The sequence below is a fragment of the Janthinobacterium sp. ROICE36 genome, from assembly GCF_002869965.1.
Taxonomy (GTDB): Bacteria; Pseudomonadota; Gammaproteobacteria; order Burkholderiales; family Burkholderiaceae_D; genus Janthinobacterium.
Window position 1 is genome coordinate 1 of record NZ_PEBS01000102.1, and the last position, 13,571, is coordinate 13,571.

Here is a 13,571-nt window from a genome sequence, read left to right on the forward strand (position 1 = left end):
TTTACTGAAAAACGAAAAGACAACCAAGGCCGGCATCGCTACCAAACGCTTAAAAGCTGGCTGGAATGCCGACTATCTCGCCAAGGTCTTGGGCTTGCCGACCTGATGCTTCATGCAATCGCCCTGGTCGCGCCCCGGCGGCACTGGCGCCGGGGCAGGCATTGGCGTATGATCCGCCTCGAACATTGGGGAGTAGTCGTCCTGCGGTCATGCCGCAGGAACCTGTATCAACATAATTGGCCCACAGGCCATGGTGCAGGTGGTTGCAAAACTTGACGAGACCATTGATCCAGGGCGGCCGCATGGGCCGGAGTCGCCCCTGGATCATTGGTTAATTCGTCCGGCCCGCGTACCTCTTGCAATCTCATGGAAGCATTCCTCATCTCCACCGGCATCGTCGGTCTCGCTGAAATCGGCGACAAAACCCAACTCCTGGCCTTTTTGCTGGCTGCCAAATTGCGCAAGCCCTTGCCCATCGTACTGGCCATTTTCGTCGCCACCATCGCCAACCACACATTTGCCGCCGCCGTCGGCGCCTGGATCACCAGCATGCTGGGACCTGACGTGCTGCGCTGGGTACTGGGCGTGTCATTCCTGGCGATGGCCGCCTGGACCCTGATTCCCGACAAGCTCGATGAAGACGAAACCAGGCTGGCCAAGTATGGCGTCTTCCTGACCACCCTGATCGCCTTCTTCATGGCGGAAATGGGCGACAAGACACAGGTGGCGACCGTGGCGCTGGCGGCGCGCTACCACGACATTGTTTCCGTCGTGCTGGGCACCACCTTCGGCATGATGCTGGCCAACGTGCCGGCCGTGTACCTGGGTGACAAGATCGCCAACCGCGTGTCGCTGCGCCTGGTGCACGGCATCGCGGCGCTGTTCTTTGCCGTGCTGGGCGTGGCAACCCTGCTGGGCGCGGGCGCGGCTTTGGGCTTCTGACGCATCACATTTACGCTACTCATGCTCATCATGACAATGTCGGCGACATGCATACCGGCGCGCTGATCCTGAACGGTCAGCGCGCTTTCTTGCGACGCGGGCAAGACTACACCAGCAATAGCACCGCATACTCGCGGCCCTCGTCACGCAGGGCGATGCTGTTGCCCTCCTGCGCCACGCCATCGAGCGACAGTCCTGCAGGCCGCCCCTGTGCCTTTTCCACCGTGATGGCATAGCTGCTGGCACCGAAGCGGTAATGCAGCTTGAAGCGGTCCCATTCGGCAGGCATGGTCGGCAGCAGGCGCAGCATGTTCGCTTCGCGCGTCAAGCCGAGCAGGGATTCGACGATCAGCCGGTACAGCCAGCCCGACGATCCCGTGTACCAGCTCCAGCCGCCGCGCCCCACGTGCGGCGCCACGGCATACACGTCGGCCGTCACCACATACGGTTCCACCTTGTAGCGTGCCACCGCTTGCGCGTCAACGCCATGGCCCACGGGGTTGATCATGCGCAGCAGTTCCCACGCCTTTTCGCCATCGCCCATGTGGGCAAACGCCATCGCCGTCCAGATAGCCGCATGCGTGTACTGACCGCCGTTCTCCCGCACTCCCGGCACATAACCGCGGATATAGCCGGGATTGAGGCTGGATTTGTCGAACGGCGGATCGAGCAACTGGATCACGCCGGAATCGCGCCGCACCAGGCGCGCATCGACTTGGCGCATGGCGCCGGCCACGCGCTCCTTGTTGGCCGCGCCCGACAGCACGCCCCAGCTTTGCGAAATCGAATCGATCTGGCATTCCTCGTTCGTATGCGATCCCAATGGCGTGCCATCGTCGAAGTAGGCGCGCCGGTACCACTCGCCATCCCAGGCATGCTCCTCGACGTTGGCCGCCAGCTTGACGGCTTCGTCGCGGCAGAACTGGGCGAACGCCGCATCGCCGCGCAGCACGGCCACGTCGGCGAAGCGCTGCAGCACTTCGTACAGGAAGAAAGCCAGCCACACGCTCTCGCCCTTGCCGTGTTCGCCCACCTTGTCCATGCCGTCGTTCCAGTCGCAGGAGCCCATCAGGGGCAAGCCATGCACGCCCAGGCGCAAGCCATGGCGGATGGCGCGCACGCAGTGCTCGTACAGGTCGGCCGACTCGCCCGAACGCACCGGCAGGTCGTAATACGAGTCTTCCTCCGGCTTGACGGCGCGCCCTTCAATAAAGGGCGCCACTTCGGACAGCACGTTGACGTCGCCCGTGGCGATCACATAGCGGCAAGCGGCCAGCGGCAGCCACAGGTAATCGTCGGAGCAATGCGTGCGCACGCCCCGGTCCGACGGCGGATGCCACCAGTGCTGTACGTCGCCTTCCACAAACTGGTGCGCCGCGCACAGCAGCAAGTGGCCGCGCAGCAGTTGCGGCGCCGTGTGGATCATGGCCATCGCATCTTGCAGCTGGTCGCGAAAACCATACGCGCCGCCCGACTGGTAATAGCCGCTGCGCGCCCACAAACGACAGGCGATGGTCTGGTACATCAGCCAGCCATTGGCGATCACGTCCAACGACGGGTCGGGTGTTTCGATGCGCACGGCGCCCAGGGTGCTTTCCCAGTGTGCGCGTACCGCGTCGAGCGCCATGCGGGCCGCATCCTTGCCCGCATGGCGCTGCACCATGGTGCTGGCGTCGGCATTGCGGCGCCCGCCCACGCCGAGGAGGAAGACGATTTCACGCTCCTGCCCCGGCTGCAGTTCAAACGGCACCTGGATCGCTGCGCATGGGTCCAGCCCCGTGCCCGCCTTGCCGGACAGGCGCACGCGGCGCAGGGCGGCCGGCCGTGCCAGGCTGCCGTTGCGGCCGATGAATTCATTGCGGTCGCAGGTAATCGATCGGATGCTGGCATCGGTGTTGAAAAATCCGACCCTGCCCGAAAACTCCGTGTTGTAGTTATTGCGCGCAAACAGCGCGCCGCTGATCGTGTCGACTTCGGTCGCCACGTGCATGCCGGACTTGGCGCGCAGGTCGGCCAGCACCCATTCCACGTAGCCAGTGACGGACAGGCGGCGTGGCACGCCGCTGTCGTTGCGTACCTTGATCACCGAATATTTGACGGCCGCATCCAACGCCACATAGGTGCACAATTCGGTGGCGATGCCACCCTCGCTGTGTTCAAAAATGCTGTAACCAAAGCCGTGGCGCGTCACGTAGTCGCCGCTGCCGCGCGCCGGCAGGGCCGACGGCGACCAGAACTGGCCACTCTGCTCGTCGCGCACGTAAAACGCTTCGCCGGACAAGTCGCACACGGGGTCGTTCTGCCATGGCGTCAAACGGAATTCATGCGCATTCTCGCTCCACGTATACGCCTGGCCGGCCTCGGAAACCACCGTGCCGAATTGCGCATTGGCCAGCACGTTCGACCATGGCGCCGGCGTCTGCCTGCCCTCTCCCGTGGTGATCACGTATTCGCGCCCGTCGGGCGTAAAGCCGCCCAGGCCATTTTCCAGGATCAATTCGCGCGCTTGCGCATGGTGAGGCACGCCGCCATGTTCGCGGACCGGGTCCTGCAGCAGCGGCGGCATGCGCAGCACGGGGCTGGGCGGGCGCTTGACCTGCTCGGCCAGGGTGCCGCGCAAGTCGCTGATGATGGCGCGTGCCACCGATTGCAGCAAGATGCGGTCTTCATTGGCAATCTGCTCGGCCAGGCGCACGAAGATGCCGCCCGGGCGGTCGATCGCCTGCGCATCGATGCCCGAGGCGATCAGGCCCATGATCTGGTCGTGCAGCAGCTGGCGGTAGCCCGATTGCTCCTCGTACCAGATCACCAGGTCCACCACCAGCCCTTTCAGGCGCCAGTAGGCATGCGCCTGCACCATCTGGCGCGCCAGTTCGATATTGGCCGCGTCGCGTATCTGCAGCAGCACGATGGGCAGGTCGCCCGAGATGGCATACGCCCACAGGCCGGACTGGCCACGCTGGTTCTTGATCAGGATGCCGGCCTCGGCGCGCAAGGCCGCATTCGGATAGATCACGGCATTGGCCAGGCGCGCATACAGCTGCGCATCGGCTTCGCTGGCATTCAACTGACGCAACACCACCTGGCTGTGCGTCCAGGCCAGTTCGAACACGCGGTCGGCCAGATGGCGGTCCTGGTATTTGTCGATCAGGTGCAGCGCCGCCTCGCGCTGCTCGGCCATGCCGGTGACGCTGTCGACCGTCACCGCCTGGTCGGGTTCGAGCGTGATGATGTAGCGGATGGCCACGATGGGGTCGAGCACGGAACCGTGGCCGCCACCGAGCGGACCACTCTCCTGCAGCGCCTGCGGCAGCTGCGCCGTATTGCCGCGGCCGATGAAGCGCGCGCGGTCCGTCTCGAACGATACTTCGTAGCGTTCGATATCGTGCACGGTCATCACATGCAGCAGCCACGGCATCTGCTCTTCCTTCGAGCGGGGACGGCGCGTGCATAAAATCGCCTTTTCATGCGCCAGGATTTCCGTCTGCACGAACAGCTTGCTGAATGCGGGATGGGCCGCATCGGCCGCCGCCGGCGCCATCACCACTTCGGCAAAGCTGGTAATCTCGATGCGCCGCTGGCGGTTCGAATTATTGCTGATGCGCGTGCGCCGGATTTCGATGTCGTCCTCGGGCGAGACGACGATTTCCGTGTACAGGTCGAGGCCATGGTCGGCACGGCGAAATTCCGCGCGTCCCTCGGAAAAAATCACCTCGTATTTCTTTGGTTCGACCAGGGTCGGTTGATACGTGGTGGACCAGACGGCACCGTCGTCGAGGTCGCGCAGGTAGCAGAAGTTGCCCCAGTTGTCGCGCGTGCAGTCTTCGCGCCAGCGCGTCACGGACAGGTCTTTCCAGCGACTGTAGCTGCCGCCCGCATTGCTCACCATGACGTGGTAGCGGCCATTCGACAACAGCTGCGTTTCCGGTACGGCGCTGTTGGCCTGCGTGAGGATGCGCATCGGCATGGCCTGTTCGGGCGCGCCGCTGCGCAGCACTGCCAGTTCGGCCGTGTTCGAGTAAAACGCACCTGCCTGCGGCGTACGTTCCTGTAGTACCAGCAAGGCCGATTGCAACAGCGGATCGGACTCGAAACGGCGCTGCATGGGGCGGTCATGCAGCAGGTAGCTGAGGGCCAGGAAGCCCATGCCCTGGTGATGCACCATGAACGAGCGGATGACGGCGCTGCTCTGCCCGCGCGGCAGGCGCGCCGTGGTGAAGTCGATGGCTTCAAAAAATCCGTAACGCCCCATGTAGCCGGCCGCCTGCATGCGCTGCAGGTTCTGGCACGACGCTTCCGGCTGCACCATCAGGCCCATCATGCTGGCATACGGCGCCACCACCAGGTCGTCGGCCAGGCCCCGTTTCAGGCCCAGGCCAGGCACGCCAAAGGCGCGGTACTGGTAATTCAGGCTGGCATCGACCGTGTTGTAGCCGGATTCGGAAATCCCCCACGGCACGTCGCGCTGGCGACCATAGTCGATCTGCGCCTCGATGACGGAGTGGTATGTCTGGTCGAGCAGGGTGTTCGGATAATTCGGCATCACCAGCAACGGCATCAGGTACTCGAACATCGAGCCGCTCCACGACAGCAGTACGGGCTGGCCGGCCACCATGCAGAGCTGGCGGCCCAGCGCGAACCAGTGCTCCTGCGGTAGCTGGCCCTGGGCGATGGCGATGAAGCTGGCCAGGCGCACTTCGGAAGCGAGCAAGTCGTAGTAGCTGGGGTCCAGGCGTCGTTCGCTGACGTTGTAACCGATGGCCAGCAATTTGGTCGACGGGTTGTACAGAAACGCGTATTCGATCTGCGCGAAGTCGCGTGCCTGGCCCGCCGCATGGGCGATGTCGCGCATGTAGCGGCCCGCCTGCTCGCGGCCTTGCGCCAGCCATGTTGCCAGCTCGGAAGGCATGTCTTCCGACGCCTCCAGATTGGCCAGTTCGCGCAGGGTCGGCACGCGCAGCCACGCCGCATCGAGGCCGGCCTGCGCCGCCCACGGCGCCAGTTGCAGCAATTCGGCCAGCGCCGCGCGGCACTGACACGCCAGCGCGCCGCTCCACATGGACAGCTCGCCATCCTCGCTTTGCAGGGTCAGCAACAGCAGCGCGTCGACCGCGTCATTCGCTGCACTCAGGTAGGCATGCCATTCTGGCAGGCTGGCCGGCGCGGCCGGCATCTGCAGCAGTGCCAGCGACGCGCGCACCTCCTTGCCTTCGCCTTCGGCGGCAATGAACTCCTGCAGTACCTGCGCCGTCGTGCGGATGCCGTCCACAATTTGCGGACCCATGATGGGAGCGTCATACAGTTCCACCAGGCCGGGCTGCAAGGTCAGCAGATGGCCCGCCAGGTTGCCGCTGTCGACCGTCGAGATATACATGGGCTGCAGCGCCTTGAGCGTTTGCGTGTCGTACCAGTTATAGAAATGGCCCTGGAAGCGCTCCAGTTCCCCCATGCTGCGCAAGGTGGCACGGCTGCGCTCGATCAGCTGGCCCATGGTGAGATAGCCGAAGTCGTAGGCCGTCAGGTTGGCCAACAGCGCCAGGCCGATATTCGTCGGCGAGGTGCGGTGCGCCACCACCAGGTTCGGATGCTCCTGCATGTTATCGGGCGGCAGCCAGTGATCGTCCGGTCCGACGAAGGTATCGAAATACGCCCAGGTCTTGCGCGCCACGCCATGCAGGAAACGCCCCTGCTCGGCCGACAGGCGCGCCACGGCCCGTTCGATGGGGCGGCTGATCCACCAGGCGATGGCGGGCGCGGCCAGCCATAGCAGCAGCACCACGGCGGCCGCCGGCAACGCTGCCGGGCGCCAGTGCAGCAAGGCAGCAAAGGTGGCCAGTGCCAGCGCTGGCGAGCACCACATCGCGCGCCAGCTGTCTGTCTGCGAGCCGGAAGACGTATGCAGGTTCGAGGCGCGCCAGTCGAGCAAATGCTTGTGCGACACGCCCAAACGCCACAGGGTGCGAGCGATGGCGTCCAGGCTGATCCAGGCCTCATAGGGCAGGAAGACGAGAGTCAGCATGGCATGCGAAAACTGCACGCCGCAGCGCCGCTCGAACGCGGCCAGATGCTGGCGCCACAGGGTGTCGCGCGGTTTGCGCAACAGATCGTACAGTGCGGAAAAGACGGGCGGCAGGAAGATGATGGCCAGCACCGCCACGCTCCAGAAAACCACGTGCGGCAGGAAACCCCATACCAGCAGCAGGGACAAGGTGGTAGCCGGTGCCACGATGCTGCGGCGCAGGTTGTCGAACAGCTTCCAGCGCGACAGCATCGACAGGGGATTGCGTTCGCGCTTGCCGGCGCGGCCCGGCACGCGACCCAGCAACCAGCCGATCAGCTGCCAGTCGCCGCGTATCCAGCGCTGGCGCCGGCTGATGTCGGCATCGTAACGGGCCGGGTATTCCTCATACAGTTGCGAGTCGCTGAGCAGACCGGCGCGCAGGTAGCAGCCTTCCAGCAAATCGTGGCTGAGGATTTTATTGTCGGGCAGGCGCTGCCCCAGCACGCGCTCGAACATGTCGAGGTCATAGATGCCCTTGCCGATGAAGGAGCCTTCATAAAACACGTCCTGGTACAGGTCGGAGACGGTGCGCGTGTAGGGATCGATGCCCGGTTCGCCACCGCACAGCAGCTCGTAGCGCGAGGCATTCGCGCTGGGCAGCGCCACGGCCACGCGCGGCTGCAAAATGCCGTAACCGGCCACCACGCGCGTGCCGGACGCGTCCAGTACGGGGCGGTTCAGCGGGTGCATCATGGTGGCGATGAAGTCGCGCGCCGCGTCGCGCGGCAGCTGCGTATCGGTGTCGAGCGTGATCACATATTTGATCGTGCGCAAGCCGCGCAACTCGCCTTCCACGAGCGAGAATCTGTCGCGCGCGCCGCCGCGCAAAAACGCGTGCAGGTCGGATAATTTACCGCGCTTGCGCTCCTGCCCCATCCACGCATTCTGCTGCGAATTCCACAGGCGCGGGCGATGCAGCAGCAGGAACGGCCCCACATGGCCCAGCTCATCGCGTTCGGCAGGGTCGCCGTTTTCCTTGAACTCGCTGCCCTCCACGCTGTATTTGTCGTTCAAGCCACGGATGGTATGCTGCGCCTGACGCAGCAAGGCCTCGTCGCCGGGCATCGTTTGCGCTTCTGCATCGACAAAGTCGGTCAGCAGGCAAAAGCGCAGATTCGGATCGCGGTTGGACAGGTAGCGCACTTCCAGTGCCTCGCACAGGGCGGCCACGTTTTCCTCGCTGTAGATCAGGGTCGGCACCACGACGATGCCGCGCCCGTCCGACGGAATGCCGGCCTGGTAATCCATGCGCGGCAAGGGGTGCGGCGACGTCATCAGGGTCGCCAGCCAGTTCACCACGGCCACGGATAGCTGGCTGCTGCCCAGTAGCGCCAGCGCGCCCAGCGCCGCCAGCAGCCAGCCCTGCACGCCGTGGCGCACCGCGCGTTCCAGCAACAGCGCGCTGGTGGCCAGGGTCAGGAAGCAGATGGCGCCGAGGTAGACGGCCAGCGGCGCGGCCCGCGCCGTATGCTGCAGCGCCTCGATGAAGGGCAGCTTCGCGCCGGCATGCTTTTCCAGCACCAGCACGCCGCGTCCCACCAGATAAAAGCCGATATGGCCACGGCGCGCATCATTGTCGTTGCCGTGCGTGTGCGTCAGTTGCACCACCATCTCGGCCACTTCCACTTCGCTGCGCGTGCTGCGCCTGGCGATGCGCTCGATGACGTGGCGGTAGCTGTCGCGCGTGGCAAAATCCATCAAGCCATAGGTGCCAGCCGGGTCCAGACGCAAGGTTTGCTCGACGACGCTCATGGTCTCGACGAATTCCTGCCAATCCATGGTGCCCAGAAAACGCAGGCTGCCGATGCTGTTGGCGATCGACACCTGGTCGGCCGCCTGCTGCCCGATCTCGGACTGGATCTGCTGCTCGATGGTGAGGCCCGATTCGGCCAGCTTGTGCGTCAGCCACGACAGGGCCAGGGTCAGCGACGAACTTTGTCCCTGCAGGCGGCGCGACAATTCGGCCACGAAGGCGCTGGTCATCGGCGGATTCGAGCGCGCCATGTCGGCTACCAGCAAGATCAAGCCGCTGGGATTACGCTCGGCGATGTCCGTCATCTGGTCGGCCCAGGTATTGGCCAGGTCGCGCTGCATGCGGTCATCGGCCACACGCACGGCAACACGGCGCAGGTTTTCGATCAGGGCCAGGCGCAGCATGATGGGCACGGCCCACAATTCGCCCAGGGTCAGGGTCGCGACATCCTGGTAAGCCTCGATGAAATGGCACAGATTTTCCAGGTCGACCCGGCCATCGCCATGCGAGATGATTTCCAGCGCAATTTTATACACGCGCGGACAGCCCGCGTCCACGCCTGACGTCAGCCGTGGCAGCTCCTTGCTGTAGTTCTTCGGCAAGTGGCGCCGCGTGGTGCGGATCTGCTCTTCGATCAGGTAAAAATTATCCAGCAGCCACTCCGAGGCAGGCGTGACCTGACGCCCGCTCTTGACGGTGGCCGTCAGTTCGTTGACGGTGGCCGTGATCAGCGCCGCATTGTCGGCCAGGCGCGCCAGCAGGCGATCGCGGCCATGATGCCGTCCCACCGCCTGGCCGGCGGCCACATGCTTGCCGTGGGCTGCCATCTGCATGGCGCTGAATAACTCGGAGCGCAGGGGCAAGGCATCGTCGCGCGCAGCGTCGAAACTGTCCAGTGCAAGGGGATGGTCACGGAAGATTTCCTTGAATTTGGAAATCTGTTCCTTGATCTGCTGCGTGACTACTGCGGTGTACTCTTTCAACTTGGCCTCGCTAGGTGCGCGCAGGCACCCAGCGGCCACCGTCACGCCAGCCCAGTCTGGAAAAACACGATCGAACACTGGCGAAGACGGAAAGCGTAGCGCCGGAGCGTTGCGACGAATCCCGGGATATGGGGAGATTTTCTGAACTTCATCGTAGGTGCGCCCTGTGCGCAAGACCGTGCGCTAGCGTACATACCCGAGGTATTAGGGTCTCTTTGCTCAAAAAATCAGCGCGTTGAAGGGTGGAATAATGCCGACAGGAAATGAACGGGAGAAAATACGCTACGCGCACCGTGCCGATGATGGCACGGTGCAATATGTCAAGAAGAAAAGAGCAAGCCCCTCAGGCGGCGATGGCCAGCGGCTGGCGCGTCGCCTCTGCCATCGCCATGCCGCCCGTGAGTTGCCATGCCGCAGCATGGCCCTGGCGGCGCAGACAGGCGGCGGCGCGCGCACTGCGGTTGCCGCTGCGGCAGAAAAAGACCAGGGGGCGCTGTGGCTGCTGTAGCCATGCTGCCACCTGTGCTGCCAGGCGGCTCAGCGGCACGCTGTACACGGCGCAGCCCTCGAACACCGTGCCAGCGCAGGCCGCGTGTTCATACGCCTCGCGCACGTCGACGAGGATGGCGTCGGGATGCTGGCGCAGGAAGGCGGGCAGGCCGGCCGCATCGAGCGGCAGTTCGGCGGACGGCACGAGGCCGTCCTGCAGCGTACGCACGGTGCTGCAGAGGCTGCCGTCATCGAGGGCGGCGCACAGCACGGTGTCCGGCGTCAGCAGCGCCGCCTCCAGCAAGGGCGTCAGCGCCCCGGGCGCCAGGGTGCCGATAAAAGCGAAGCGCTGCCCCAGCAGATACACGTGAGTTTCGCCGCACTCGATCCGGCGCAGGCGCTGCTGGCCCAGCTCCAGCACACCATCGATATCGACGCGACCCAGCTGTTCGATAGCGAGTTCCTGCAGCAACGCCAGGCGCGCCGCGCCATGGTCGACGGGCGCTGCCGTGTGCACGATGGCGCGCAAGGCCAGGTGCTGGCAGCGGATGAAGGCGGCCAGGCGCGGCACGAGCGCGGCGACGGGATCGATGACGACACAACTGGCGCTGGCAGCGTCGCTGAGCAGCCAGGTGCACCGGCCATCCACGCTCAGCTGGATTATGCCCTCCTGCGCGCCGTCCTGCGGCGATGGCGCCAGCGCCGACGGCAGCAAACAGCTGTTGCGCAAGGCCTCGCCGCAACGCTCGATGCGCGCGCAGGCGGCGTCTATCGTCGCTGCGTCAATCAGGGGGCCGAACGACAGACGAATGGCCGAGCTGGCACGCCATTGCGGTACGTGCATGGCTTCCAGCACATAGCTGGGGAGCGCCTTGGCGGCGGAACAGGCGCTGCCCGAGCTGACGCGCACGCGCGCCGCATCGAACAGGTCCAGCAATTCCTTCGACGACAGGCCCGGCACGGAAAAATTGAGCGTGGTCGGTAACGACAACGGAAACGGCATATTGAAAACGATGCCGGGGAAAACGCGCTCCAGGCTGGCCACCAGCTGCGCGCGGAAAGCGGCCAGGTCGGCGTGGCTGCGGAAGGTCTTGCCATCCTCGAGTGCCGCCAGCACGGCGCCCAGGGCGGCGATGCCGGCCATGTTCTCCGTGCCCGAGCGCAGGCCCGCTTCCTGGCCGCCGCCCATCATCAAGGGCGTAAACGGGGCGCCGGCGCGCACGTATAGCATGCCGATGCCCTTGGGCGCATACAGCTTGTGACCGGAAAACGGCGCGTAATCGATGCGCGTGGCGGCCAGGTTCAGTTTCAGCTTGCCCAGCGCCTGCACGCAATCGACCATCCAGTAGGCGTCGGCACCGCGTTCCTGCAGCAGTTGCGCGATGGCGGACAAATCGCTGATGACGCCCGTTTCATTGTTGGCCGCCATCGTGCACAGCATGGCCGCCTCGCCGATCAGCGCATCGAGTGCCTGCAGATCGTGGCGCCCCTGCGCATCGACGGGCAACTGGCGCACTTCCAGGTTCAGGCCCAGCAGGCGGTTCCAGTGCGCCAGGCTTTCCGGCACGGCCTTGTGCTCGGTCGCGCCATACAGCAGCAAGCTGCCGATGTGCTTGCCTGCAGCGCGCCGCTCGCGCAGCGCGCACAAGGCCGACAGCACGGCCGTCTGGATGCCTTCGGTAGCGCCGCTATTGAACATCAATCGGCCATCGCCGACGCCCAGCAAGCGGCTGGCGCGCTGGCGTACGCCATCCATCATGGCCTTGGCCTGCAATCCCGTGGCGTGAGTGCTGCTGGGATTGCCATAGCCCTGCTCCATCGCTTGCCGGGCGGCGGAAACGGCGGCGGGCAGCACGCAAGTGGTGGCATTGCTGTCGAGGTAGATTTCTTTCATGATGGCAGTCTGAGTATTCTATAAAAAGGGCGCAGCTAAAAAAAGCACAGCGCAGGCGGCTGGAACATATGGATAGTTTACCGGCACGCTATCGTGAATATATGCCAAAAGACACTGCAAACGAGTTAATATGTGGCATATACATGCCATAAAATAGAAAATTACGAAATGAATTCACCAAACATATCGCTCGACAAATTCGACTGCGCCATCCTCGCCGCCCTGCAGCAGGATGGCACCTTGTCGATCGCCGCCCTCAGTGAAAAGATCGGCTTGTCCAGCACGCCCTGCTGGAAACGCGTCAAGCGCCTGGAAGAAGAGGGATATATCGAGAGTCGCGTGGCCATCGTCAACCGGCAAAAAGTGGGCTTGCCCGTGACCGTCTTCGTCAGCGTGCGCACGGGACAGCACGATGAAAAATGGCTGCGCCGCTTTGCCGCCGCCGTCATTGTCTTGCCCGAGGTACAGGAATTTCACCGTATGAGCGGCGACATCGACTACCTGCTGAAAGTCGTCACCACCGACATCAAGGGTTACGATACCTTCTATAAAAAGCTCATCAAGGCCGTGCAACTGACGGGCGTATCGTCCGCCTTTTCCATGGAGCAAATCAAGTGCAGCACAGAATTGCCGCTGGAATTGATCGCGCACGGCTTGCCTGCCTGATGCATTTTCCGGCACGCATCACAAGGCATGAAAAATCGGCATGATTGCCTGTTTTTCACGTTGCTGCATCGCAACATAAATGACGTGAAAGCAGCAATGGTGCGGCGGAACGCGCAGCGCGGCCGGTATACTGGCCGCTTGCCTGCCCGTTTTTCTGCCCATTGTGCAGGCCATCGTCCAAGGTCCTCCATGTCTCTGCTCCGCCGCCTCTCGATCCAGAAAAAACTCCTGTTCAGCATGGGCTTGTGCCTGCTGCTCTTCATGGCGATCTCGTCCTTCCTCAGCGTGCGCATGAGCAGCGACTACGTGCGCGAGCGCGTCGTCAGCCAGGAGTTGCCGGCCCAGGTGGGCGAGATCCGCAACGACGTGCTGCGCCAGATCAGCCAGCCCCTGTCCGTGGTGCAGACCATGGCCAACGATGTTTACCTGCAAGACTGGGAAGACGCTGGCTTGCCCGACAGCGGCATTGCCGCCTTCCAGCGCTACGCCACCGTCGTCAAGGAAAAGAACAAGGCTGCCTCGATCAACTGGGCTTCCGCCAGCACGGGCAACTACTTCACCACGGATGGCTTGCTGCGCACCCTGGACAAGAACCAGGCGGCCGACCAGTGGTTTTATAGCTTGCTGGCCGGTGACAAGGCCTATACGCTCGATATCCAGGGCGATTGCATGAAGGGTAGGTGCTCGGAGTGACGATAGGGTGAAATATTGCTTGTAAACACGTTGAGAAAGGCGTTTACTCTCGGTATTTGGACGCGTAAATGGCAAACGAACCGATCTCTC

Annotated in this window: 5 protein-coding genes and 1 riboswitch; of the genes, 3 read left to right on the forward strand and 2 right to left on the reverse strand. The window is 63.8% G+C overall.

What is annotated here, in order from left to right; genetic code table 11:
• The first annotated feature begins 173 nt into the window (after positions 1-173).
• Positions 174-345: riboswitch (yybP-ykoY riboswitch) on the forward strand.
• Positions 346-366: 21 nt separating this feature from the next.
• Positions 367-942, forward strand: a complete 576-nt coding sequence (locus CSZ94_RS25210) for a TMEM165/GDT1 family protein (protein WP_102124034.1) — start codon at positions 367-369, stop codon at positions 940-942.
• Positions 943-1,048: 106 nt separating this feature from the next.
• On the opposite strand, the gene CSZ94_RS25215 is transcribed toward CSZ94_RS25210, so the two are convergent.
• Both CSZ94_RS25215 and CSZ94_RS25220 read right to left on the reverse strand, forming a co-directional pair.
• A complete protein-coding gene (locus CSZ94_RS25215) occupies positions 1,049-9,739 on the reverse strand; it encodes a GH36-type glycosyl hydrolase domain-containing protein (RefSeq protein WP_441326568.1) in 8,691 nt (2,896 codons plus the stop codon).
• Positions 9,740-10,082: 343 nt separating this feature from the next.
• Positions 10,083-12,122: an aminotransferase class V-fold PLP-dependent enzyme gene (locus CSZ94_RS25220; RefSeq protein WP_102124035.1), complete on the reverse strand. Its 2,040-nt coding sequence runs from the start codon at positions 12,120-12,122 to the stop codon at positions 10,083-10,085.
• 168 nt (positions 12,123-12,290) lie between these two features.
• On the opposite strand from CSZ94_RS25220, the gene CSZ94_RS25225 reads away from it, so the two are divergent.
• Positions 12,291-12,788 carry an Lrp/AsnC family transcriptional regulator gene (locus CSZ94_RS25225; protein ID WP_102124036.1) on the forward strand — a complete coding sequence of 166 codons (498 nt, stop codon included), beginning with the start codon at positions 12,291-12,293 and terminating at the stop codon, positions 12,786-12,788.
• A gap of 189 nt (positions 12,789-12,977) precedes the next feature.
• The gene (locus CSZ94_RS25230; RefSeq protein ID WP_180977625.1) at positions 12,978-13,481 is read left to right on the forward strand and encodes a hypothetical protein; all 504 of its coding nucleotides are present in this window, start codon (positions 12,978-12,980) and stop codon (positions 13,479-13,481) included.
• The last annotated feature ends 90 nt before the right edge of the window (positions 13,482-13,571 follow it).